General features: G+C 58.5%; 22 protein-coding genes. 17 read left to right on the plus strand and 5 right to left on the minus strand.

The window, feature by feature from the left end:
* Positions 1–7 precede the first annotated feature (7 nt).
* The 3 genes from Mal15_RS05740 to Mal15_RS05750 all read right to left on the minus strand — a co-directional run bounded on the left by Mal15_RS05740 (position 8) and on the right by Mal15_RS05750 (position 12,199).
* Positions 8–4,078, minus strand: a complete 4,071-nt coding sequence (locus Mal15_RS05740; protein WP_147866886.1) for a non-ribosomal peptide synthetase — start codon at positions 4,076–4,078, stop codon at positions 8–10.
* A complete protein-coding gene (locus Mal15_RS05745) occupies positions 4,071–10,640 on the minus strand; it encodes a type I polyketide synthase (RefSeq protein ID WP_147866887.1) in 6,570 nt (2,189 codons plus the stop codon). Before Mal15_RS05745 ends, Mal15_RS05740 begins: the two co-directional genes overlap by 8 nt.
* A 422-nt stretch (positions 10,641–11,062) precedes the next feature.
* Complete coding sequence (locus Mal15_RS05750) at positions 11,063–12,199, minus strand: ABC transporter permease (protein ID WP_147866888.1); 1,137 nt, start codon at positions 12,197–12,199, stop codon at positions 11,063–11,065.
* A 613-nt stretch (positions 12,200–12,812) separates the two neighbouring features.
* On the opposite strand from Mal15_RS05750, the gene Mal15_RS05755 reads away from it, so the two are divergent.
* Complete coding sequence (locus Mal15_RS05755) at positions 12,813–13,850, plus strand: S49 family peptidase (RefSeq protein ID WP_167546649.1); 1,038 nt, start codon at positions 12,813–12,815, stop codon at positions 13,848–13,850.
* An 84-nt stretch (positions 13,851–13,934) separates the two neighbouring features.
* Entirely contained in the window at positions 13,935–14,249 is a 315-nt protein-coding gene (locus tag Mal15_RS05760; RefSeq protein WP_147866890.1) for a hypothetical protein, read from the plus strand.
* Between the two features lie 544 nt (positions 14,250–14,793).
* On the opposite strand, the gene Mal15_RS35065 is transcribed toward Mal15_RS05760, so the two are convergent.
* On the minus strand, positions 14,794–15,078 hold the full coding sequence (locus Mal15_RS35065) for a tyrosine-type recombinase/integrase (RefSeq protein ID WP_390623525.1): 285 nt from the start codon (positions 15,076–15,078) through the stop codon (positions 14,794–14,796).
* Complete coding sequence (locus Mal15_RS35070; protein ID WP_390623546.1) at positions 14,960–15,223, minus strand: hypothetical protein; 264 nt, start codon at positions 15,221–15,223, stop codon at positions 14,960–14,962. Before Mal15_RS35070 ends, Mal15_RS35065 begins: the two co-directional genes overlap by 119 nt.
* Positions 15,224–15,647: 424 nt before the next feature.
* On the opposite strand from Mal15_RS35070, the gene Mal15_RS05770 reads away from it, so the two are divergent.
* The 15 genes from Mal15_RS05770 to Mal15_RS05835 all read left to right on the plus strand — a co-directional run bounded on the left by Mal15_RS05770 (position 15,648) and on the right by Mal15_RS05835 (position 25,547).
* Positions 15,648–16,070, plus strand: coding sequence for a hypothetical protein (locus tag Mal15_RS05770; protein ID WP_147866892.1), 423 nt, complete (start codon positions 15,648–15,650; stop codon positions 16,068–16,070).
* Between the two features lie 815 nt (positions 16,071–16,885).
* The gene (locus Mal15_RS05775) at positions 16,886–17,158 is read left to right on the plus strand and encodes a hypothetical protein (protein WP_147866893.1); all 273 of its coding nucleotides are present in this window, start codon (positions 16,886–16,888) and stop codon (positions 17,156–17,158) included.
* 191 nt (positions 17,159–17,349) lie between these two features.
* Complete coding sequence (locus Mal15_RS05780; protein WP_147866894.1) at positions 17,350–18,045, plus strand: hypothetical protein; 696 nt, start codon at positions 17,350–17,352, stop codon at positions 18,043–18,045.
* Between the two features lie 64 nt (positions 18,046–18,109).
* Entirely contained in the window at positions 18,110–18,499 is a 390-nt protein-coding gene (locus Mal15_RS05785) for a hypothetical protein (RefSeq protein ID WP_233903298.1), read from the plus strand.
* A 176-nt stretch (positions 18,500–18,675) separates the two neighbouring features.
* Positions 18,676–19,092, plus strand: coding sequence for a hypothetical protein (locus tag Mal15_RS33930; RefSeq protein ID WP_167546650.1), 417 nt, complete (start codon positions 18,676–18,678; stop codon positions 19,090–19,092).
* Between the two features lie 211 nt (positions 19,093–19,303).
* Positions 19,304–19,933, plus strand: a complete 630-nt coding sequence (locus Mal15_RS05795; protein ID WP_147866895.1) for a hypothetical protein — start codon at positions 19,304–19,306, stop codon at positions 19,931–19,933.
* Between the two features lie 99 nt (positions 19,934–20,032).
* On the plus strand, positions 20,033–20,383 hold the full coding sequence (locus tag Mal15_RS05800) for an immunity protein Imm33 domain-containing protein (protein WP_233903299.1): 351 nt from the start codon (positions 20,033–20,035) through the stop codon (positions 20,381–20,383).
* Positions 20,384–20,621: 238 nt separating this feature from the next.
* Positions 20,622–20,999 (plus strand): hypothetical protein, encoded by a 378-nt coding sequence (locus Mal15_RS05805; RefSeq protein WP_147866897.1) that lies wholly within the window; start codon positions 20,622–20,624, stop codon positions 20,997–20,999.
* Positions 21,000–21,650: 651 nt separating this feature from the next.
* On the plus strand, positions 21,651–22,094 hold the full coding sequence (locus Mal15_RS05810) for an SMI1/KNR4 family protein (RefSeq protein WP_147866898.1): 444 nt from the start codon (positions 21,651–21,653) through the stop codon (positions 22,092–22,094).
* A 167-nt stretch (positions 22,095–22,261) separates the two neighbouring features.
* Positions 22,262–22,531: a hypothetical protein gene (locus Mal15_RS05815; RefSeq protein ID WP_147866899.1), complete on the plus strand. Its 270-nt coding sequence runs from the start codon at positions 22,262–22,264 to the stop codon at positions 22,529–22,531.
* 47 nt (positions 22,532–22,578) lie between these two features.
* Complete coding sequence (locus Mal15_RS05820; RefSeq protein WP_147866900.1) at positions 22,579–23,133, plus strand: hypothetical protein; 555 nt, start codon at positions 22,579–22,581, stop codon at positions 23,131–23,133.
* Positions 23,134–23,202: 69 nt separating this feature from the next.
* A complete protein-coding gene (locus Mal15_RS05825) occupies positions 23,203–23,736 on the plus strand; it encodes a hypothetical protein (RefSeq protein WP_147866901.1) in 534 nt (177 codons plus the stop codon).
* A 263-nt stretch (positions 23,737–23,999) separates the two neighbouring features.
* A complete protein-coding gene (locus Mal15_RS33935; protein ID WP_167546651.1) occupies positions 24,000–24,146 on the plus strand; it encodes a hypothetical protein in 147 nt (48 codons plus the stop codon).
* Positions 24,147–24,377: 231 nt separating this feature from the next.
* Positions 24,378–24,752 (plus strand): hypothetical protein, encoded by a 375-nt coding sequence (locus Mal15_RS05830; protein WP_147866902.1) that lies wholly within the window; start codon positions 24,378–24,380, stop codon positions 24,750–24,752.
* A gap of 171 nt (positions 24,753–24,923) precedes the next feature.
* The gene (locus Mal15_RS05835; protein WP_147866903.1) at positions 24,924–25,547 is read left to right on the plus strand and encodes a hypothetical protein; all 624 of its coding nucleotides are present in this window, start codon (positions 24,924–24,926) and stop codon (positions 25,545–25,547) included.
* Positions 25,548–25,991: the final 444 nt, after the last annotated feature.

Raw genomic sequence — 25,991 nt, forward strand, 5'->3', positions numbered from 1 at the left:
GAAACCGTCACCCGCGCGACGCGACAAACCCGGCAATCCACCCCGCGATCTCACCCGCTCCGGGAGACTTCACCATGCTGTGGTGGTGTCCGCTGACCGTGTGGACGGTGACGTCGCCGGTCCAACGCCCCCAGCCGCGATCGGGACGCGCGTCGGCTTGCCCCGGAACATCATTCGGCCGCAGCAACAACACGGGCACGTCCAGCGGCCGGATCGCATAAGCCTGACAGAGTTCGACGTGGTGGGCGAACAATCGTTGCAGATCGGCAATCGCTTTTTGCACGACTTCCGCCGGCGTGTCCTCTTCCAAAATCCCCAAGCGTTTTGCGTGCTCGTACAAAAACGGCAACTGCTGGTCATCGGAAAGCTCGCTGAGCTGATCAAGCGACAGTTCCAGCCCATACTCCAATCCCGCCGACGCCGATTCCGGATCACTTCGCTCGGGGACCGTCGAATCCAACAGGATCAACCCCTCCACGTCGCCGCCCTCGGCGGCAAGCTGGCGGGCGACTTCAAACGCGATCACGCCGCCCAGCGACCAGCCGCCGATGAAGTATGGTCCGGACGGTTGGCGATGACGGATCGCGCGGACATAGTCGCCGGCCATTTCACCAAGCGTGCTCGGCAAACGCTCCTCCCCGTGCAAACCCCGTGATCGAACCGCAACCATCGGCTGGTCCTTGGGAAGCAGACTCGCCAATTCGCGATAACAGACGACGATGCCGCCGGGCGGGTGAATCATAAACACCGGTGCGGCATCCCCGGAAGGTTTTAATTCGACCAACAACGAATCCGTCTGATTCGTCGACGCCGCCGTGCCGCAGCAGCGGATCGATTCACCACCGAAACGCTCGCTGATCGGTTGTGGATGCAACTGCACCAATCGCGTCGCCACCGAACGGACGTCGCCCAAATCGAACAACAGCGACGTCGGGATCGAGAAACTGAATTCGTCGGACAGCTGCGAAGTCAAAACCGCCGCCTGCAGCGACGTTCCACCGGCTTCGAAAAAGTTGACGTCGTTCGGGATCGAATCTTGCCCGAGCGCCGCGGCGAAACGACGTTCCAAAAAACGTTCCAGCTCGCAACGAGGCCGTGCCACCGTTCCAGCCGTCGCCGCTTCGCCGGCCGGTTGCGGCAACCGTTTTCGGTCGATCTTGCCGTTGGAATTCAGCGGCAGCGCGTCGACCAGATCGATCGACGCCGGACGCTTGTACGGCGGCAAACTCGCAGTCAGGTGGCGCGTTAACGCGTCGAGTTTTGAGGCGTCCATGCCTTCGACGAAGGCGGCGAGTCGTTCACCCGCGGTTCCCGGTTGGACGACTTTCACCGCCGCGCGTCGGGCATGCCGGAAGCGTTCGATCACCCGCTCGATCTCTTCCAGTTCGACGCGATAGCCGCGCACCTTGACCTGATGATCGACACGTCCGAGAAACTCGATCGTCCCATCGCCACGTCGTCGCCCAATATCGCCCGTCAGATAGACTCGGCAGCGATTCCCTTGCGGATCACGAATCTGCTCCGCCGTAACAAACGCCCTTTCGGTCAACTCCGGCTGGTTCAAATAGCCCTCCGCCAACCCTTTGCCGCGGATCACGATCTGGCCGGCGACGCCCACCGGAAGCGGGGCGAGCTGGTGATCGACCAGGTGAACATGAACGCCGTCGATTTCTCGTCCGATCGGGATGCGACACGGCGTTTCGTCACCGGTCACGCGATGAGCCGTGACTTGGCACGCCGCTTCGGTCGGGCCGTAATAATTCCAGAGTTCACAATCGAGTTTGGAGTGAATCAGCGCCGGAAGCTCCGTCGGCATCGATTCCCCGCCGGTCCAAATCTGACGAACGCTGGTGCACTCGGCGAATCTGCGATGGGATGCGAGAGGGCCAAGGATGCTGGGGACGGCTTGCAGAATCGTGATTCGATCGCGGACGATCTGATCGATTAGCCGATCGAAATCCAAGTTGCGGGTGTCGTCGGGCCAGACCAGCGATGCGCCCTGATCGAGCGCCGTCAATACCAACACCAAGGTTGCATCGAACTGATGGGACAGCAGCACGAGCGCACGGTCGGACGCCGAAAACGGTGTCGCACGTGACTGCCAACGCATCGCGTTGGTGATCGCCGCGTGCGACACCATGACTCCCTTGGGACGTCCTGTCGAACCCGAGGTGTAGATCACGTAGGCGATGTCTTTGGGGCAAACGGTTGGCAACGACGATGGAGTTTGAATTCGGGCGGAATTCACCGAGACGATCGTCGCACCGAGCTCTCTGGCCCAGGGATTGTTGGGCGATGCCACGACATAATTGATCGTCGCGTCGCGTCGCAGCATGTCCGGCGCAACCGCCGGTTGATCCGCGTCGATCGGAATCGGTGTCGCGCCGCAATACATCACGCCCAGAATCCCGATCCATGCGTCATGTCCACGCTGCAAACAAACAGGGACGAAGCCACCAGGACGGACACCGACTTGCTTCAGATGCGACGCAAACCGTTTCGCGTCGGCAACCATCGGGTGTTGTGATTCGGCCAGCAGGTCGACCAGTGACTCGCGTTCGTCATTCGCGTCGTCATGGCCAATCGACTGAGGTTCCAGCCAAGGAATGCGTTTCACCGGCCGGCTGGGGGCGTCGATCAGACGGTTGGCTAAGACGACCAATTGCGTGGCCATCGAATCGATCGTGTCGACCTCGAACAGATCGCGGCAGTAACAGATCATGCCCCGAAGTTCGTCGCCTTCGAATTCGAACACGAACTCGACGTCGAAGCGACAGCTGGTGTGTGGGACCGGAAAACTCTCTTGCCGCAGGCCGGCGAAGTCGTCGAACACGTGGTCGTCGCCGATGACGAACCCCGCACGGCCTTGTTCGCTGGCGAGTTGTGATTTTTCGAAGGTGCAGGAGACTTGAAACAGCGGGTGACGACGGGGGTCACGCCCGATGCCGCTGTTGCGTACGATCTCCGATAACGGCAGCGCTTCGCCGGCCAAGGCATCGATCATGTTTCGACCGACCGATTTGACCAACTGTTCCAGCGTCGGGTTTCCCGAAAGGTCCACCGTGATCGGCAACAGATTGACGAAAAAGCCGACCGTCTTTTCGAATTCACGCTGGCGACGACCCGAGAACGGTGTGCCGATCGAAAACGAGTCTTGGTCGGCAAACCGTCCGATCAGCACCTGCAGCAATGACATCACGACGACGTTGCCGGTGACGCCCAATCGACGCGCCAGCGACGTGATCTTGGCACCTGTTTTGGGCGGAAACTTCAGCGGCAACATCGACGCGCGGTGCGTGAATCGTTCCGGGCGACGGAAATCCGTCGGCCACTCGAGCACCGGCGCCACGCCGGCAAGTTGATCCCGCCAATACGATGCGATCTCGCTGCCCCGATCGCTGGCGACGAATTCGGATTGCCCGCGCACGAACCGCTCGTAGTTGGACGGCGCCGGTGGCAGGTTCGGTTTGCGTCCGCTCGCAAACGCTGGATAAAGTTGTCGGACTTCGTCCATGATCAAAATCAAGGACCAGAAATCGACCACGATGTGGTGCGTCGTCGCTACGATCACGACGTCATTGGCAGCGACGCGAAAGGCCGCCAGTCGAAGCAGCGGGCCACGCGTCAAATCAAACGGACGGTTGATCTGTTCGGTCACGCATTCGACCAGTTCAGACCGACTCGCCCCCGGAGTCTCCATGACGCGAAACTCCGGCGGCAACGTCGCCTGGATGCGTTGGACCGGTTGATGGTTCGAATCCGACTCGGCGAACACCGTCCGCAGCGCACTGTGCCGACGCACCAGTTCCTCGACCGATCGCCGCATCGCATCCAGGTCGACGTGCGAACGAAACCGCGACGGCAACGCGACGTTGTAAGCGGTGACATCGGGTGCACGACGAAAGTCATACCACAACGCCTGCTGCCCAGCCGATAGCGGAAACTCCGTCGAACGATTTATTTCCTCCGGTGAGGACTGCCCAAGACGTTCCTCTTGTCGAGCCGCTTTTTCCTTTAGCAAGCGGGCCAGCAGTTCGCGTTTTTCCTGCGGTGACAGGCCCTGCAACACATCACTCACTGGGCTGTCCGGGGGTTGGGCCGCTTAACAAATCGGTCAGCAACGCGTCCACGCTGGCATCGGACATCTGGGGCAATTGATGCAGCAACTCGGCCGCCGTCGCACCGCTCGTCTCGGCACCGTCGGTGACGTCGGGTGTCGCTTGTTCGGAATCCGTTTCCAGAATTGTCGACACGCTTCGGCAGACCTCGCGCAGACTTTCGCTCCGCATCAATTCGGAGATCGGTAAATCGATTTCCAGTCGGCTTTCGATCCAGTTTCGCATCTCGACGGCCATCAGCGAATCCAGGCCCATCGACAGCAGGGGACGATCCCAAGGCATCTTGTCCGCGGCGATTCCCAACAGTGACGCGGCCTTGGATCCGATGATTCGAGCAACCATCGCGCCGCGTGCCTCGGCGTTCGCCGCGCGAACCTCTGCGGCGCTGGCCAGTCGGTCGCCGCCGGTCGCCTCTTCGCTGACCCCGCGTAACAGATGAGCGAAACGGGGCGAGACGTCGCCGGTGATGCCCAGCCCCCGCCACCGCGTCCAGTCCATTCGCAGCACGCTTTGTTGGACGACATCGGTTTGCATCGCCTGTTCCAAGCACTGCATCGCTTCGTCGGCGGAAAACGTCAACACGCCCTGACGCTCCAGTCGCTCGCTCAATTCGCCGCGCCGGGCCAGATAACCGACCTGGCCGACGTGTCCCCAATTGACGGCCAGACCCGGCATGCCGATCGATCGACGGTAGTGTGCCAGCGAATCCAGCAACGCGTTGGCCGCGGCATAGTTGGCTTGTCCGGCATGCCCGAAAACACTCGACAGCGACGAGAACAAAACGAAATGGTCCAGGTCATGGTCTTCGGTCGCCGCGTGCAGGTTCCAACCACCCAACACCTTGGGGCCGAGCACACGCTCGAGCGTTTCGCGGTCCATATCGACCAGCAGACGGTCTTCCAAAACCATCGCCGTGTGGAAGACGCCCGCCAGCGGCGGGCAATCACGATCGATCTGATCGACGGCCGATCGCACCGCAGCGGTCGATGTCAGGTCCACGGGAATCACGGTGACCGTGATCCCGGCCTCCGTCCACTGATCCAGCGTCTGCTGTGTTTCGGCGGGAACGTCCGCACTGCGGCCTCCCAGCACCAAGTGTTTGGCACCGCAGTCGATCAACCACCGCGCCACGCGCAATCCGAATCCGCCCAACCCGCCGGCAACCCAGTACGTCCGCCGGTCGGACAGACACAACGGTTCATAGCTTCCGGCAAACACGTCCGAGGGACCGCTGCGGTAATCGACGACGACCTTGCCGATGTGTTTGCCCTGCTGCATGAACCGAAACGCTTCGCGCGTTTCATCGGCATCGTACGACGTGACCGGCAATGGCGTTAGTTCTCCGCTGTCGAACCGCGCCGCTAGCTGGCGAAGCATCCGCCCCATCCGTTCGGGCTGCTCTCGAAACAGTTGATCCAAATCGATGGCAAACAACGCCAAATTGTTCTTGAACGTCTCCAGCCCCAACGACGCGTCGGCATAGATGTCGCGTTTGCCGATCTCCAAAAATCGGCCGCCGGTTTTCAGAATCGACAATCCTTTCGGGATCGCTTCGCCGGGCAGCGAATTCAGGATCACGTCGACCCCGACCCCGTCGGTCTGCCGGAGCGTTTGGCGGGCGAATTCCAGGTCGCGCGAATTCATCACCAGTTCGGCACCGAGCTGTTTGACGAACTCGCGTTTTTCATCGGTACCCGCGGTCGCCAGCACGGTCGCGCCGGCGAGTTTTGCCAGTTGCATCGCCGCGATCCCCACGCCGCCGCTGGCCGAATGAATCAGCACGCTCTCGCCGCGGCGGATCAGCGCGCACTCGTTCAACGCGTATTCGGCTGTTAGGAACGCGATCGGAATGGTTGCGGCTTGTTGATGCGAAACCGATGGCGGCTTCTTGGCGACCAAATGCTCGTTGACGATCACGTGGGTGGCAAACGACCCGGGCGCGACCGCGAACACTTCGTCGCCGACATTGAATTCTGTCACGTCGGGACCGACTCGCGAAATCCGCCCGCTGCATTCTGCACCCAGCGAGACGGGGCCGTCGGGCAATCCCGGATACAAATCCAACGACTTCATCACATCGCTGAAATTTAATCCCGTCGCCAGGACTTCGATTTCGACCTCGCCGCCGGCTGGTGGCTGTGGCGCCGCGGACTCGTATCGCAGTTGATCGATCGATGCCGCTTCCCCGCATCGCAACACACTCGCAGCACGTCGTCGACTTTCCGGGTGAAGCGGCAATTCGTCGGCCGGAACGAAGCGACGGACCCAGCGAATCGAATCTCGCAGCATCACTTCGTCTTCGTCATCGATCCGGCTGACCAATTCGTCCGACAGGTCCTTTGCAATCATCGTTTCGCCCGATGACAGGTCGACCAGCCGGGTTTTCAGCCGACCACATTCGGCGGCGATCACCCGACCGAAACCGATCAGCGGGCCGGCGGCGACCGAAATCGGCGCCGCCCCCTCATCGGGCGCACCTCCGTCGGCCGGCTGTGCGTCAAGCGTCACGATCGAAAGCCGTGCCGCGTTGGATTGAATCCCCGAATCAGCCGCCGCCTGCCAGGCCGCCGCCAAGTGCATCGGCGCCAGCGTGGTCAGCACCGTCGACTTGTTCAACACGTCGACCGATAATTCCACGTTGTCCGGCGAATCCAGTCCCCACAAGTAGACGACATCGGTCACGCCATCACCGATGTCGGTCAGCAACCGGTCGAATTGTTCGCGGTTCTCCGGATCGATGATCAATGAATGGTCACGCAGGCGTTTGAAACTCGATCCGTGTTGCACCGTGATGATCTTGTCGCTGATCGGCAGCCGAGCCAACAGATTGCTCGACAATCCGCTCTGGTCGCAAAACACCAACCATTTCCGCTGGCCGGTCTCGGCGGCCGCTGTCTCGGGAATCGGTGTCTCGGGAGTCGCTGCGTCGGCCTGGGCGGAAGGTTTCCAAACGTAACGGTACAACAATTCGTTGATCGATCGTTCCGCCTTTGCCCCCGAGACCGAAACGCTTTCGAACCCGCGAATCGCGACGCAGTGGTTTTGGTCGACGTCATAGATGTCGATGTCGGCGACCATGCGATAGTCGTCTTTGGATAACAATCTCACGTGGGCGGTCAGCGGCGCGGTGGACTTGTGAAAGACATCCAGCGACGCGATCTGTTGGGGCAGGTACAGTCGGTCGATTTCGGCGTCAAACACTGGACTGGCCAGGATCATGCCATGAAAGCAACTGTCCAGCAACGCTGCGGCATCGCCGAGCGGATCTGCACCGTTGGCGCTTGCATCGGCATTGGAGAATTCGACCGTGACGATCGCTTCATAGGGTGTTCGCCAACCCTGCGTGACCCCGCGAAACCGCGGCCCGTAGTTCAGCCCCAGTTGATCGCAATACTTGTACAGACGATCCGGCGAGATCGATTCGGTGCACCGACGCCGTGCGTCTTCCAGTGCCTCGCGCCCCGTTCGCTCCACGCTGGCGATGCTGCTGGCGTCGACCGTCGCCAGCGTCTGCCAATTCGCTTGATCGATGCCGCTGCTGGAAAGCAAAATCTGGCGTCGCGGCGTGTCGTGATCGATCTGAACCCGCACCGGCGATTCCTCGCTCAGCATGCATGGATTCTGCATTCGGAATCGTTTCAATGAGACCGCATCGGATTCCGCGACAACGCTCTCGGCGGTGATTGCAAGTTCCAACATTGCCGCGGCCGGCATCATGCACGCGTTGCGGACTCGGTGGTCCGCCAACGACTCTTGCATCCGAAGATCGACACGGGTCTGCCAGCCCGGTTGCGGACCACCGATGACCTGTCCCAGGATTGGTTCACCCGGATTTGCCATCCGACCGGACTTTGAATCAAACGATTCACTCCACAGCGATTGTTGGTTCATTGCCATCGCAGGCAATTTGATGAAGTCGTCATCGGCCGGCGAGTTTAACGTCCAATCGATCGGATAACCCCACGCGTACAGCTGGCCGATCGAATCCGCGATGACCGTGGCGTCGTCTTTTTTCCGATCGAGTGACGCGACGGCCAAAATCGATCGTTGCTGATCGGCAAAACACTCCGCGATCGCATAACGCAACACCGGATGGGGGCCGATTTCGATCGCCAGCTCGATGCCGCGGTCGGCCAGCACGTCCATCGCGTCGGCAAAACGAACGCTGTGACGAACGTTCTTCCACCAGTACTCGCCATCGACTTCCGGACCCGAAAGGACGCCGCCGGTCACCGTGGACACCATCGGCGTGTGCGACGGTTGTGGTCGGATCCCCGCCAGCGACTTCAACAGCTCGTCGCGGACCGGAGCCATCTGGGGGCTGTGGAACGCGTATTCGACTTCCAAACGTCGGCAAAAGATCCCCGCTTGATCGAGCCGCTCTGCCACTGCTTCGATTTCGACGTCACGCCCCGACACGGTCAGTGATGACGGCCCGTTGATCGCAGCGATCGAAACGTGCTCGGTCACATCGGCGATCCAGGGCTCGATCTCTTGCCGGGAAAGCCCCACGGCAATCATCGCACCCTTGCTGGTCGCGGCGTCCATCGTGCGACCCCGATGAATCGCGACCAAACACGCGTCGTGAAAATCCAGGGCGCCAGACAGGTGCGCCGCAGCGATTTCCCCCACGCTGTGTCCGACGACCAGCGACGGGCGTATCCCTTTGGATTCCCACACAGCCGCCAACGCGATCTGCAACGCAAACAGACTCGGTTGAGCGATCGCGGTTTCGTTCATCCGCGATTCGTTTTCACCTCGCGTCAATTCGTCCAACAAGGACCAGCTGACGTGCTGGGCGAATTCTCGATCGCAGCGCTGGATGGAGGCGCGAAAGATCGGATCGGATTCCAGCAACCCGCGTCCCATCGCCCACCACTGCGGGCCTTGTCCGCTGCAGACAAACGCGATCGGCGGCGCTGGCGTTTCCCGTCCGCGGGACGGATGATGCACACGTGTGGCATGGGCGTCGCAATCGGCCGCGATGTCACGCAGCTGCCCGACCCACTGGTTGCGCTCGCTTCCCACCACCGTGCCGCGCCAGTCGTGATGCGTTCGGCGCCGTGCGGCGGTCGCCGCGATCGCCGGCAGCGTGCCGTTGCCTTGATCGATCCAGTCGGCCAGACGTGATGCCGTCTCCGCCAACGCGTGCTTGTCGTGCGCCGAGATCGGCAGCAAGATCGGTGCACCGTCACTCTTCGGCGTTGACTGGGCAGGCGTCTGCTGCGGCGGTTGCCCGAGGATCAAGTGGGCGTTGGCACCGCCATATCCAAAGCCGTTGATGCCGGCCAACCGTGGTCCGTCGCAATCCCAACGTTCGGTGTTCCGCGGAACCCGCAAGCCGTTGGCGTCGAACTCGATCTCCGGGTTGAGTGTTTCCAAGTTCAAGTGCGCCGGGATCGTTTGATGTTTCAGCGACAATGCGACCTTCATCACACTGGCGATCCCCGCACCGGCCTCCAGGTGACCGATGTTGGTCTTCACACTTCCGATGCGACAGACGCCTGCGTCTTTGTCGTTGCGGCCGTAGCAATTCGCGATCGCGCGGGCTTCGATCGGGTCCCCGATCGGTGTCCCGGTTCCGTGTGCTTCGACATAGCTGATGTCATGACCGTCCAGGCCGGCGGTTTGAAGGGCGGACCGGATCAACGCTTGCTGTGCCGATTGACTCGGGACCGTCATCCCGTCGGTGCGACCGTCTTGGTTGGTCGCCGAGCCGTGAATGACCGCATAGATCGAGTCGCTGTCGGCCACGGCGTCGTCCAGCCGCTTCATCAGCACCATCCCGGCGCCTTCGCCGCGGACGTAACCGTTGGCCGCCGCGTCAAACGTCTTGCACCGTCCGTCGGGCGAAAGCACCCCGAGCTGGCTGAACGCGACGAAAAAATCCGGCAAGATCAAAGCGTTGACGCCGCCGGCAAGCGCCATGTGGTTGGCCTTCGATTGCAGACTTTGACACGCCAGATGCATCGCGATCAAGGACGACGAGCACGCCGTGTCCACTGCAACGCTCTCGCCGCGCAAGTCGAAACAATACGAAATCCGATTGGCCGCGATGCTGCTGCTGCCGCCGGTATTGCTGTAAGGTCCGATGACGCCGCGGTCACGGGGGCTGAGCGCGGCGACGGCGTAATCGAAACTGGAGATCCCGACGTGGACCGATACCGGTCGCCCTGCCATCGATTCCAGCGGGATGCCCGCGTCCTCGGTTGCCCGATACGCCGTCTCCAGCAACAGCCGCTGCTGAGGGTCCATCGATGCCGCTTCTCGTGGCGAGATCCCGAACAGCTGCGGGTCAAACTGATCGATTCCGTCGACGTACCCGCCCCAGCGACTTTGCGTTTTCCCCAGACGTGCCTGCCCCGGTGCGTAAAACTTCTCCAGACTCCAGCGGTCCGGTGGAGTCAATTTGATAGCATCGCGTCCCGATTCGAGCAGATTCCAATAGCTCTCGGGGCTATCGCACCCTCCAGGGAAGCGGCATCCCATGCCGATGATAGCAATCGGTTGAAAGTCGGTCATCACGGGCTTGATCACTGGTGCAGAGTCTGGAAATGGTAGGCGTCCGTGCGTCCGATCCACGATCCTCGGCGGAATCACAGCGAATCACAGTGTTTGAAAGTCACAGTGTCTGAGCGTCCGGCCGCATGAACCCCTGCGTGCAATCGGGGCGCATCGCTTAAGACGTACTCAAGTTATTCCATCGGACGTTGGGCGGGAGAAACTTGGTTGGATGGCCGGCCAACCGTGCTATCCTGCCCAAATGCACACGCAACTGCCGTTCCACATCGGTCTGTGACGTCCTTTCCAGGTCGTCGCGAGCGGTTGTACGACGTCCTTTCCAGAGCGTCGCGTGCGGGTTGTACGACGTCCTTTCTAGGTCGTCGCACCGAGTCCAACGGACGACGGCCCGGAAGGGCCATCGTACTCGCAGAAATCGCCCCTCACGTGCTCCGCAGCGCCTCGGTCGGCATCACCGAAGCGGCGCGTTTGGCCGGCAGCAGAGCGCCGAGCAACCCGATCAAGACTGCCAACACGGTTCCTTCCAGCAGCGTGCCGCCATCGATCGCGGGAACCAGCACGCCGCGAACCGCGGGGTGCCGGCTCATCGTATCGGTGGCAACGATCGCCAAAACACCGCCCAAAACGCTGGCCGCTAGCGCCAACACGACCGATTCGGCGACGATCATTCGGATCACACGCCCGCGCGGCCAGCCGACGGCACGCAGCACGCCGATCTCACGCGTCCGCTCCAACACGCTGGTCATCATCGTGTTCAGCGTGCCGATCGCCCCGATCGCCAAGGCGATGATCGAGGTCATCCAGGCCATCGCCGAGGCGAGTTGCATGCGGGTGTCCGTGCCCACGAACTCCTCGGTCGTCATGGCGTGAAGTCGACCATCGATCGCATGGATCTGGTCGACAATCGACCGCGCATGATCGCCATCGACCGTCGGTTCCAGCACCACGTTAATGTAGGTGACCTGCCCGGTGCGGTCTGAAATTGCTTGCAACTGGTCCAGCGGCATGACCAGCGACCCGTTTTCCCAAACGCTTTCGCTTTCGAAAATGCCGGCCACGAGGTACGGCTCTTCAAAAATCATCGCGGTCTGGCCGACCGAAAGCCCCGACCGCTCGGCCAGATGGATCCCCAGCGAAAGTTGATTCGGCGGGGGGGATTGCGAAGCTTCCGCGGGGCGTCGTTTAATCCAGCGGAAATCGTCCCTCAGCCAACTGTCCGCGGCGATTCCCAGCGTGGGAACGCCGAAGATCTGCTGGTCCTCCAGCGACAGGGTTTCCAGCAACACGCCCGCCGCCTTGGCCACGCCCTCCAACTGTTCGATCTGGCCGGCCGCCTCCTGGGCGACACTGCTGCTCAAACGGTCGGCGGTCCCCTGGCGAGAGACCACGATGTCGATCGAATGCGACTGATAGATTTCCGTGAACGACTCGGTGAACCCGTTGGCGATCCCGCGCAGCGCGACGACCGAAGCGACCGCCATGGTCAGCGCGATCAGAGTCAGCGCCGCCCGCAGGGGCCGGCGAGTCAGGTTTTTCAGAATCAGCGAGGTAAATCGCATCGTGCGTCGCAAAAAAGTCGGATTGGTGTTGCAGGGGGCACCCCGAAACCGGCACAAGGGACTGTCCGAATGAGGACGGCCGCATGCCCGGGTACGATGGCCCTTCCGGGCCGTCGAGCAGAATCACTGTACGATTGCCCTTCCGGGCGGTCGTCCGCACGATTCCCACAACCAAATTGTCGCCGGCGGAGGCCAGTTTCGCCGATTTCACCCCGCCTGTCGATTCACCCGCACCATGAACTCGCACCCGATCGACAACGCGGACGCATCCAACGGCCCGGCCTCGGCAACAACCAGGCACCCAAACCCACGCAGCCATGCCAGCCCGACGCGTAAGCGAGGGGCCCGGCAAGTCTCCCCGCGATGTCTCGTTCCCGGGCTCCGCCTGGGAACGGGGATCTCTGGAGGCTCCGCCTCAGGAGCCCGCGGTCGATGCGTCGGGAGCCACACCAGAAATGCGTTTCAAGTCGGCGCCTTGAAGCGAGTTAACAACTTACTCGGGCTCCCTTCTCCCCCGGCATTGCCGAGGAAAAGGGCCGGGGATGAGAGAGCCAGTCCAACCACCCTGCTCCTCCTGCTGACCCTGCTGTTCTGCACCGGCTGTGGCAGCAAAGTGTTCCGCCACAACGGCGCCGTCAACATGGCGGGCGGGTTCGACATGACCGGCGACATGACCGTTGACGGAAAACTGGACATGGGGGAACTAAAAACGACCGTCAGCTTGAACCCCAACAGCCGGTCGACACCGCTCACACCCGTCGTCGTCTCCGGCCGACCGATCCGGACCGAAAAAATCGCCGTCATCGACGTCGACGACTTCCTGGTCGATCGCAATGTCGGCGGCATCGGAACGATGGGAGAAAACCCGGTCGCGCTGTTTCATGAAAAGGTCGAAGCGATCCGGCAAGACAAGCACATCAAAGCCGTCGTGCTGCGGATCAATTCTCCCGGCGGCGGCGTGACCGCGTCGGACATGATGTGTCACCAGCTCGCAAAGCTGAAGCAAGACCGCGAGCTGCCGATCATCGCCAGCATCATGACCGTGGGGACCGGTGGCGCGTATTACTTGGCCAATCATTGTGACGCGATCATTGCGCACCCGACCAGCATCGTCGGCGGGATCGGCGTGATCTTGAACGTCTACAACTTGCAAGACACGATGGGGCAGTTCAACGTGTTGTCCTCGCCGATCAAGAGTGGCGAAAAGATCGACGCGGGGACGCCCGAGCGTCCGATCGAAGAAGACGAATTGGTGATGCTGCAGCGGATCGCCGATTCGTTTCACCAGCGGTTGATCGACCAAATCAACTCGAAACGTCCCCAAGTGACCGCGTCACAGGAGCAGTGGTCCGACGGCAGCGTGATGACGGGCGGCGAAGCCCATGCGATGGGGCTGGTCGACGGTGTCGGGTACATCGACACGGCGATCGAGATAGCCAGGCAGCAAGCCGGGTTGAAACCCGACGACCGCGTGGTGATGTATCGCCGCGAGAACGACCCCGCGTACACGCCGTTGGACGTGTCGCCCAATCAGCCCGTGTTGTCCTCCTTGATCCCGCTGCGCGTCCCCGGGCTGGACCGCAGCACCATGCCGACGTTCCTGTATCTCTGGCAAAGCGACCCCGCGATGGCGACACTCGCACGACCCTAACGCCGGCCCATCACGTACCAACACCCGTCCGTCTTCCATTCAACAGCGGGCGAAGTGTCGCTATCCAGCCAGTCGCTACCCTCCATGCCCGATCCCCAGCACAACGAACCGTCCCCAGCCTCTCACACCGGCACGATCTTCGGCGACTTGCAGAATCCCCGATTGATCTGGGCCAAAGGCATCCTGTTTTTGGTGCTCGGCGTACTCTCGACCGCATTACTTGTCGCGCGCCTGCCGAGTCTGACCGAGTGGGCGTTGTTGTGCATTTGCATCTGGTCATTCTGCCGCGCCTACTACTTCGCGTTCTACGTCATCGAGCACTACGTCGACCCGAGCTACAAATTCGCCGGCCTCAGTTCCCTCGCCAAGTACCTCTGGAAACACCGCCGATCACCGTAGAACCGTTGCCCAGTGTAGAACCGTTGTCCCCAACTGTTCCCTTTGGCCGCACCGCGGCCACCCGCTGCGATCCTTTCAGCCGAGTCGGCTGATGGGGGAACAATTGAGACAATGGTTCTACACTATTGTGCCCAGTGTAGAACCGTTGTCCCCAACTGTTCCCTTTGGCCGCACCGCGGCCACCCGCTGTGATCCTCTCAGCCAAGACGGCTGAGGGAGGAACAATTGAGACAATGGTTCTACACTACTGTGGTCAATGTAGAACCGTTGTCCCCAACTGTTCCCTGTGGCCGCACCGCGGCCACCCGCCGCGATCCTCTCCGCCGAGTCGGCTGAGGGGGGAACAATTGAGACAATGGTTCTACACTGGTGTGGTCAATGTAGAACCGTTGTCCCCAACTGTTCCCTGTGGCCGCACCGCGGCCACCCGCCGCGATCCTCTCAGCCGAGACGGCTGAGGGGGGAACAATTGAGACAATAGTTCTACACTGGTGTGGTCAATGTAGAACCGTTGTCCCAACTATTCCCCCTGACCGCGCAGCGATCACCGGGCACCCTCAACGGTCCCCCGGACCGCCACGCGGTCCTCTGCCAAAACTCCCCACCGCCGGCCAACCAACCCCATCATCCCCCGGTCGCCCGCGCCATCATTCTGCCCCGAATCATTCTGCCCACCTTCTCCCCATCGTTTTGCCGCGCCCACCACTCCCCTAACGCCGACGACCATCCGCCCCAGCAGCTCTTGCACGTCGCGAATGTCCGTATTGTCTTTCAACAGATGAGTCGCGAAGCTGTGACGAAACGCGTGCGATGTGATGCGTTTCAGTATCCCGGCGCGCTCGACCGCTTCGTTCCAGCCGCTCGCCGCTGTCTCGATGAAAGCGTTTCTGATAATCCGAAAGCGCCTCGGCAATCTTCAAACGTTTCCAAGCCGGCGCGCCCTTCTTTTTCTGGTCGACCAGAAATTCGATCACATCGGATTGGCCAAAACGCCAGCTCGAATCGCCGCCGGTACCGTGAAAGGTTGCCAGCTTTTGACGCCAAATCAACGCCTAGTCCGGCTTCTCGTCCGCTTGCTTCCCGGCCCGCTGCCCTCCGCCACCCTTTTGCATCGCCATCGGCCCGCCCCCTCTGCGAAATTGGCTCCGAAGCCCGCTGCGGACCAGCATCTCGCTGCGGAGGGGTGGGGTCATCCCCAACGGATTGCAATCTTTTTCAGAAAGCAGGATAATTCGGAGAACACTTATCGCCGAGCCGGGGATAGGACCGCCAAAATCTTATCGACCCGGGGATAAGGCGGCAGATAAGACCTCCGGCCAGCGAGACCGGGTAATAAACAAGTTATCGGGCAGACACAAAGCCACACCACAAATCATGAACCAAGGGGAGCGAACGCTAATGAACGCATCGATGGGTATCGCCACTGACATATCTCAATCTCGATGGAACGCTAGCGGTTGGTTTGGCGGTGCGATTGGCAGTTGCGCATGGATGGCGATCATTGCCTGCTTCCTAATCGGATTTGGCCAAACTGGTTTGGCGATCGTGCCGATCGTGTGCTTTGCTGTGACGATGACGGCGGCTGTGATGATTTGGCGTCGCCGCGCACACATATGCGTAGCTTCCGGCATGTTGACATTGATTGGCGTGCTCGCCTTCACGATTCCAATTACTTGGTTTGCGACGTCACTCTTCGCGAATGATGCCGTGCGAGCGAGTATGAATTGGCCATCCTCTCCAATGGCAACACTGATGGTGCTATTCGCTGCTCCTGCGGTTGGCCTTTGGATGCTGTTTGTCGAATCGCGACGGACTGCGTAAAGCACGCCAACACTGCACACTCAAGAAAGTCCGATAACCAAGCCGTGAACCGGAGCGGCGAAGTCGGGCGGTTTTGAAATTGTAGATCCTTCGTCGCCGCCCGGTTACGGCCGCCGTTACGCGAAGAAATGAAGAGACGGTTTCGCTATCGACTACTAACGCTGATACTTGCGGTCCCCATAGCCGCGATTTCCTTCGCTTTCATTCTTCCGTTTCATCCGAAAGTCTCGTTCGCTGTGGTGACTGAGGACAGGTGCGACGAGGTCAATGTTGACCCACTGTGGGTTTTTGAAGGCGATCCTCCCCCGCTCATATACGTTGAGGTCACGAACAACTCTTTTTGGCCTATTTGGTATCGCGCTAGCAATCGACTTTTCAGCTGGACTGAATGGGTTTGGGAACCACTTCCATCTGAAGGCGGTCACTACATGACCGGTTCATTGCCAATCGAGTGGTCGATGATGATGCCGGGGAGTTCAGCATTCAATTGCATCCAGGCTGACCCGTCTCAAGATGAGGTTAAGTTGGCTGCGGAGTTGCAAGACTGGCGTGGGAGATCGAAGACGTGTTGGAGCGATGTACTTTCGGTCGTCGTGTCGAACGCAGATTCGCGTAACAATGCGATGCACGACGAGTCGCCGAGTCGTGGTTATTGATGTGGATGATCGCTCGCGGCGACCGCGTGATCGCTGACGTTCGTCCGACTGAGCGAATGCCTGTTCATGTTCCATTCAGCGCGCCTCACATCTCATGGTATTGGGCCCACCGTTCAATGGAGCCGGATGCAACACTAAGCCCGACATTTGGAGCCCTTCATGTCTGAACGCTCGCTATTCAACGTGCTTTGCAAGTTGCTGGGGATGTGGATGGTTTTTCAAGGTATCACCTCGTTGGTCTGGGGATTTCTCGCAAGTCGATACTCAGATCAAATTCCGTTTGATCCTCCTGAGTTCGCGAGTTGGTTTTCCGGTGCAGTGATGACGGTGTTTGGGGTCATTCTTTGTACGCGGTCCTCTAAGCTGACGCGATTTCTTTTTGGGCTTGATGCATCACTCGATTCCGATGCAACGAGCAAAACGGAAACTTGATACTCCCCATTCGCATTGATACATTTGACTGTCGGGTTTTCACCGATGCAAAATGCGGACGAACAAAGTGGTGCACCGCAGTCGGCGAGTTGGGTTTGGATTCGAGTTCACGTCACCCGCGCCGACGTGGTGACCACAATCGTTTGTCGGAATGAGAGACACATACTTTGTGGTCAAGGATTATCCGCTCTTTGAATCCGCGCAAGAAGAAAGAATTCCTGACTGCCGAAATGTGCGCTGAGATCGATCGGCTTGGCCTTGATCGTAACGGGTTCCAGTGGATCGTTGATGAGGAAGGGCTGGAATTTGGGCAGTTCGCCTTATCACAGCAAACAAAAGAATCGCAACTGTTCGACAAGTGGTATCCGAGATTGACCGATTTCGTAGCTTTAAAACGGCGGCAGACGCCTTTTCCCGACCCGGCCGCAATTGACGTATTCGACGCTGCAACAAGACGCATTCTTGAACCAAAGATACGCGATGCTGAACGCGTTCCATGCCGTGGCGATTTCACCGCCGCTTTTTTTACTGCACCGATTCACATGCTTTCGTACGTAGCTGCCGAATGGCCTTCCACTTACCGGAACCCGGTATTCCTTACTCCCGTCGAATTGACCGAGTGGCGAAGCTTTTACGACGCCGAAGAAACAGATCAAGATTCTTGGTGGTACGTCTTTCAGGATTGGGACGCTCAGTTGAATCCGCCGTCCGATTCATTCTGGCTGCAAGACATGGCCGTGCAGCATGATGCTGATGTTACTCCCGCTTTAATCGTGTGGGGTTTGTATTGGGGCTCACTTGCCGGTGGCCACCGCGCGGAACTCTGGGGAATTGATCAAGCTGGAAATGAGTCGTTTTTGCAAAACGTTGGCGATGTGACATACTGAATGCGACACGCGAATCCGACGAACAAAGCCGTGAACCGGAGCGGCGAAGTCGGGCGGTTTTGAAATGGAAAATCTTTCGTCGCCGCCCGGTTACGGCAGGCGTTCGCCGACAGAAACAAACACAGTGGTGAATCCATACCATCCCCCGTCGCAATCGACATCAAATCGTCGGAAGTCGACACCGCTCTTTGTTGCGGCTTCATTGACCGCCTTGACCGGGCTGATCATTGCGGGGCCCGGCGTGGCGTACTCGATCAGCGACATGAATCGTCGCATGGCGTCTGGCCGTCGCTACGCAACCTACGATCCTGAACTCTATCTTTTTGGCATTTCCATCACACCAACTACTGCACAGATTCTGGCCTTTGGCGTTGCCCCGTTGATGGTTGCATTGTCGGCGTTCCTTGTTTTTCGTGGTGCTAGGAATCGACGAATCAATACCGATACGGACTGACGTTGCCCGGTTCGTTGTCACCCACCGTCTGTCCACTTAGGCTTGGGCGAGGAGGCGTGCAAGCCGTTGCTGCCGCCTGCGTCGCGGCGAACCATGGGTTGCAACGGAAGCCGCGGTTTGATGTTTTTGAAGTGGTGAGTCGTTCGCGCGGCCCCGCTGAACCCTAACGTTCTGCTATGAACGAGATGCAAGACTTCGAATCCTGGGAAGATCACTGCCATTTTCACGACCGGCGTGATTACGCCGGCTTGGTGGCATACTGCAAGGACGAAGTGAAGCGTGCACCGAACGATCTTTATGCCGCCGAGCGTCTTCTGCAGGCTTTGTTCTTAACGGCGACTTCACCGACGCGATCAAGTTTGGGGCGACATTGGAACGTCGTCACCCCGGCGTGGGAATGTTCTCGCACCACATTCTTGACGCATTGTTTGCACTCGGAAAAACTGAAGCTGATTTTGATTGGACCGAACCGCCAAGCATCGTACGACTCGGCCCTGGCGTCTCGGATGATTGCTACGCATTTCTCCGAACAAAACGCAAACCTCGATCACTATTCGATCTCCAGGCGGAACTTTGGCTGGACGACTACGTAGCATTCACGGATGAGCAGTTGTTACACTATCTACACCGGGATGAGCGATTCGTCGTGAACGGTGACTCGCCTACGAACGCCCAGATCTCCGCCGCTCGCAAACTCAAGAAAGCAGAACAAGCGAATGCACGCGAGCGACGGAGTTGAGTTTGTCCTGTGTTCACGTCCTTCGCCGTCGCCGCGTGATTCGTTTCGTTATGCCACAAAACACCATGGACCGCGAAGCTGTTGACCGCGCGCTCGGAAGAGACGGGGAGTCCCGTCAACCACTCGTCACCGGTTTATCGGCGACGGAACGCGATTCCGTGCTGGAGCAGGCTCTATGGTTTCCAGACCGCCCGTTGCCCACAGGCGAACTGGCTGATTGGGCGGTTGCTCTCATCGAACTCGGAAAGGACGCCGCCGTAATGGCCTCGATGGCTGCGGTTGAAACAGCCGTGCGTTTGACTCCTCCAAAAAGCCCTGATCTTCCATTCGTAAACAACGTCCTTGCTGAACTGCATGTGTGGGACAACAGCAAAAAGGGCACAGAAGATTTACGAGAACTTGGCGATCTATGGTGGAAGCTAACACGCAATCCACCGCAATCCGCCGATACACCTCTCGGAGACGCCGCCGTTATGGCATGGATCGTTGCAGGGTACGATCCCGAAGGTTGGGGCAACCCACCAGAGGATGCAGTAAAGCTACACGACTGGCTGGACGACGCCGCTAATAATGTGACAGCTGTCGTGGACGTCTTCAGTTGCGTACAACAAGCTGTCGGTCCCGAAAATGAACATTCCATTGTTCAGAACGTCAGAGCGGCTCTCCGCAAATGGCGCGAAACAACGGTGGCATAACCATGCGGTGAACGGGAGCCGTCGATAACGTTGGTTTTGAAAACATAGTTTTTGGCGGCGGCCCCGTTACCGCCGTCGTTCGTCCAACAAAATCAACTGATGGCGACACTTCAGCCACTGCCAAGCCAACTTGCGATTTGCGAAAAGAATGAGACGCATCCGCAGCTCCTAATGCGTCACGATCGACTGGGAATCGCGCTCCACACACTGGGACTGACACCAATCAATGGACTGCGCGTTCCTGCGTTGAGCGGAACATCGGGCTGGTACATTTACGGCGGTGATGATCCATCCGATGATCCCACATTCTACCAACCGCTCTGTGTCACTCACCTCGGCAAACACTGCGAGATTGCAATTCCATACATGTGCCTTCCCGCCGGATGGCGATTTCAAATTGATGCAGATGGACACGAAGACGTTTGGTACGATGACTCATTGCGTGGCTAGTCCTTGCGTCCGATGTTGCCTCAGCTGGCCACACGAAGACGTGGACGAACCATGCGATGCACACGAAGCGGCGGTGGTGCGGTTGCTCAAGTGGAGAGTTGTCTCCCGCCGCTCGGTGATCGCCGCCGTTATCGCAAGCAACTGGGGCTAATCCTGCAAGATGATACGTACTGTAGCATTGTTGTTGCTGATCCATTCGGCGTTTGGGTGCTTTGCCGGATGCTCACAGCAACCAGCAATGGACGAATTGAATGAGGATGGTGAGCCACTCCGATTTCTTAATGGCCATAAGAACATGCAGGAACTTATCGGCGGACATGCCGTAGACCAGCCAAGGCTAGAGACTAGAAACATCACAGTTCAGGGCCGTGAATTGGTAATCAGGATTTCTGCTGTACCCGAATCGGGTTCCGAGTATACAACTGGCGAGATGTTTGTTTTGTTCCGTAGTTTGCACCGATTTGTGTCCGCCGCGCTTGATCAAGCGTTGCACCCACTAACAAATGATGACGTCCGGGCACTCTATATGGAGGCAGCGACACAAATCGATGGGGAACGTTTTCTCAATAATCGGTCAGTCGAGTTCTCAATCGAAGTAGATGAAGATTCCGAGTGAGTTGCAAACAGATGCCAGAACTGCGATTACCATGCCGTCCACCGAAGGACGGGAGTCAACGGTTTTGAAGTGGTTGGTCATTCGCCCGTCCTCGGTGACGGCAACCGTTCCTCGTAAAGAACGAGACGACTCAAGACGTCGATTTGCGTTGACAGATTTACTGGTCAGATTGTTTGAACGTCTCGCTCGTTCGGTGGACGCATGCATCTTTGAGCTGCGGCATCGGGATGTTTCGCTCGATTGATCGATGCCGCATGACGTTCCATCGCGCTTTGAGTCGCAACGTCGCCTGATGCGAATTGGCAGCGGTCGTACCCGCCGCAACGGACCTGGCGTGTGGTCGACCGCAGGGCCGCTTCAACATCGCTGTGCCGACGGTGGCTCAGCGCTGCGTTCCGTGTCCATTGGCCCTTCGTGATGAAACGATTCGATGCCGCCCAATAGTTTGCCTGGGCTGATCCGTCACGCTATCCTGAGTCCGCCAGCCCGCGTCACACGACGTGCCCGAGCAATACGAAGACAGTCAGAATCGAGGAACAATGCCGTGCACCTGAGCACTCGATCGAGCCTGTTTTGAGATCAAGTTTTTCCACTCGTGCCAGGTGACGGCGGGCGTTCGCCGACCAAGCGTATCGATAATCCGCCCCCGAAATGAGCACGTTTACGGACAATGCCGTTCTCGAAATGTTCCGCGACCTACCTGGACATCGCGGGTATGCAGATGGGGAATTTGACGCCATCGAATCAAGACTCGGCGTCAAGTTCCCTGGCTACTATCGCAGGTTGATGTCGTTCGATTCTGATCGCCTCATCAACACTGGCATGATTCTGCCCCTCAGCCAGATCCGCGATAACACAATCGCTGAGATTGATCCGCTTGATGGCGAGCCACCAATTGCTGTAACGCCTCGCATCGTTTTTGCGGTTGACGACATTCGTGCGGTCTTTGCGATGGATTGTCTGGGATCCGACGACTCACCCGTCTACGAGTTCGATCGCTACAATGCCGACGAGGACTCACAACCGATCAAGATCCACGATACTCTTGCCCCGTTCTTTGCTGATATACTCCGTGTGTATCTCGGACTTCAATAGGATGGCGGCGAACCATGGGATGCAACGGAGCGGTGGTGGTGCGGTTTCTCATGAGATCAATGTCAACTCCCGCCGCCCGCTGATCCCGGTCGTTCTGCAATACAAGTCCATCGCCCACTCGTAAGTCATCCGTAGGCTGAATGAGAAAACACGAACTAACTGCAAACGTGCTACTGCACTTTCCGATCATCGTGATGCTCGGGATGTTTCTGGTCGCCAGCTATCCTCTGAACCTTGTGGTGATGTTCATTTTCTACCTGGCCGGCGTTGTCGATTTGACATATTCAAAGCTGCCTCTGTATCGCCAACGGATTTGGAATTCATTTGGTCCCGAGACGATCTCGATGAGACGGCGAGAAGCATACTATCGGGGCTACAAACGAATCGCATTCGGAGGTGCGTTGAACTTGCTGATGCTGGTACACTACTCAATGTGAGCGTCCAGTCTGTCGGTGGGCGACACGAAGAAATGCAGAACCATGGCATGAACCGAAGACGCGGAGTCGAGAGCTTTGAAGTGGACAGTCGTTCGCCGCGTCTCGGTTATGCCCGCCGTTCGCCGATTGATGAAACTGTGAATCCATATGCTGCATCAACATCGTGTGCGAACGACACTCCAGTAGTTGACCCGAAGAATCCAGCCAAACCTCTGTTGATCCTGGTTGGAGCTCTTTATGCTGCAACAGGGCCGTTGACGATTCTCTCTGGTTTGCAGGCCGGGCTCCATTTGATCGCAGCAGGATTTGCAATGCTCATTCTCGGCTGCGCCACCATCTGGCTGGGAATGCGTGACTTTACCCCGGCTTTCCGCAACTTGACAATTGGATGGGGGTGTTGCCTCGCTGCATTTTTCGCTTGGGCTTCATTCTCGGCCTACGACCCAAGCGATCTTGGCGGATCAATATTCTTTGGTGTCGTGTTGATCGCAGTGACGCCTATACCGATACTGGCGTTTCGGCAATCCGCACGCCATCACGTCAATTCGGCCGAAGCAGGGCGAGACGGCGAACCAGCGGATGCACGTGAGCCGCCGAGTTGAATTTATTGAAATGGTCAGTCGTTCGCGGCGGCCACGTGATCCGAATCGTTATTTGCATCAAGCAACTCGATGTCGACCGAAGAATTACTCGCGAAGTCTGCGATCCGACTCCGAGAGCTTGGGCTGTACGCAGCACTTCATTCAAACTGTTTAACGGTTGCGCATTACTTCCGCAAACCTAACGCCATCCCGAAGCTCACTGGGCCAACGTCCGATTTCGACCAACCCTACTGGAAGGTGACTTACCACGGCCGCTTAGTTGGTGTTTACGGTTTTCCACTAGATGAGGCATGTGGTACGGACGAGCATTCAGGTGCGACTGGTGAACCCAATCGGCCGTTCGCCAAAGATCACTGCGAAGATGGCTACATTTTCCTCGGGGACGAGAATCGAATTCGACTCAATGTCGGTCGATGGATACTTCACGACGCACCCAAATGGCGATTCGAGAATACAATACAGAACATCGTCGGCGGCGTAGATCCGGACGGTGTGATCCGTGTGACGGATGACTTGTCCAAAGCAATCGACTGGCTATTCACGTACAATGAGATCACGGTCGATCGAATCCAGTGCGCCACCGATGACCGCAGCAGCAAATAACCATCGGATGCACGACGAGCCGCGGAGTCGTGGTTGTTGAAGTGGTGAATCGCTCGCCGCGGCCGCGTGATCCGTACCGTTCCTCGTAAGCAGACGGGCAGCTCCGGACGTCGACCCGAGTTGACGGATTTACTGGGGCGATTGTTCGAGCATCGTGCTCTTTCGGCCAACGGAATCCGCGTTGATCTTTGGCCGTCGGACGGTTTCGGGCGATTGATCGATGCCGCACGTTTGGCCCGATTGCTTTGGTTCGCCACCGCCCCTTGGCTGACGTATTTGGAGACTTGTTCCGCGCCGCGACGGACCTGTCCCTGGGTTCCCTTGAAACGCACGTCAGACTTTCCGGTTACCACAACGCCCATTGGTTTCGTGTCATTCGTGTGTTTCGTGGTGAACCACCGCTGTATTGATCCGCCAGATCCGAGCCGCTCATTTCGCAGACAAAGAATTGCTTCGTCGCTTACGCCGCGGTATCCTCTGTGCATCGGTCGCCACCAACACTGCCGCCGAGAAACGGATGAGATCCGAGGAACAGCGCCGTGCACCTGGGCACTCGTTCGAGTCCGTTGTGAGTTCAAGTTTTCCCGCTCGTGCCAGGTGACGGCGGCCGTTATCCGACCGACCATCAACGTGAGACGACCTTGAACGTAGATCCCTATCGTCCACCGAACGAAGAGGACTCGCCACAGATCGACCCCATCCCCGGTCCGTCTTTCCTCCCGGCCACGCCGCTGAAGACGTTCGGGCTCGCCGTCATCGTGTTCCCGGTACTCGGTGTGATCGATCTATTTGTCGACACCCTTACTGGCGTCGCCGAATCTGACGCACCAAACTCGCTGCCTGCCTTGTTCTTGATTTTTGGTTGGTTGGTCGGCGGATACCTTTGGTTTCGCGCGTTTCGGCTCTTGCATCGTAAGAGACCGCTTCTATCGCCTACTGTCTTCGCATTTTTCACTTTGCCCGTTTGGTTCATCGTGTCCGGGATGCTCGCACTTCCGATCATCATGGTACGCTAGCGTTACTGGCAATCCTGGCGATCGACGCAAAAAACGGGTAACCATCGCGTGAACCGGAGAACGCGAGTCGAGCGATTTGGCCGTTAGAGACTTTCCCGCGCGTTCCCGGTTACGCCTACCGTTCTGCCATAAGATGATTCGACTTTGATTTCGACACGCGATCTATCGACATTGCCGACGATCGAGGGCTTGCGTCAACGGTTGCAGCAGATGGCCGCACTTGAGTCTGTGTTCGCGAACGAATACGGCGAATCAGACTATGCATTCCATCCCAAATGGGGTCGCTCTGAACAAATGGGCGCAGTCAAGAATGGATCGGGTGACGAGCTGTTTGCTCACTTTACGCCCGTAGGTTGCTGCATAATCGGTTTCGCGCACGAATCGTCAATGTCACCATACCGCACGGACCCACCGGAACTTTGGCCCGAGTTGCTTTCGAGCGTTCCTGCTGAATTCCAAGCTTCACTTAACGAACCGGCTTTTGACATTGCATCCACTACATTCGTCGTTTGGCGGCTTGCATCGGGGGAAACTTGGCGTACCGACAACATCGAGTACCCTGATGATTTGTACGGCGACGGATCAAATGATCTCTTGTCGCGGATGCTTATGTCGGCTGTTGATTTCGCCGATTGGCTAGAAGAGAATTACGAGGTCGATGTTGTCGGGGACGTTGTTGCGAACGTATTTGAGAATCAACCGTTGTCGGACACTCAACTAGCTGCTCTAAATTCCAAGGCTTCGCTAGCGAATCTGAGGAAGGTTGTTGCTGAGACGGGCTACCCGCTCGCATAAAAGAGGCAGAACAATGCCGTGCACACGGAGCACGGCTTGCGCGTTTTCACAAATGGAAAGTCGTCTCGCCGTGCCCGGTGACGGCTGACGTTCACGCTCTCGACTGCTTGAAACGGGTTCCGAGATTCGCGTTCATTCGCGTGGATTAGCGGTTCGTGTTTCCGGCGTTTTGGTACCGCTAATGAACACCGATGAACGATAATGCCAGTACCCGAGCTTGCGCCCACCGGGATTCATCAGGCCTCTGTTTCCTGTTATTCGCTCCTGAAGTCAGGGTTCGACAGGTGCGCTGACGTACTTGCTGGAAGGGCCTCACGCAAAGTCGCCAAGCCGCAAAGATTGGACCCCGTTTCTTTGCGGCTTGGCGTCTTTGCGAGATTCTTGTCTCACTTGGTGCACGGTCGACTCGGCCGAAGTCGACAAACCGACGCCTGTTGAATGCAA

This window comes from Stieleria maiorica (assembly GCF_008035925.1).
Lineage (GTDB): Bacteria > Planctomycetota > Planctomycetia > Pirellulales > Pirellulaceae > Stieleria > Stieleria maiorica.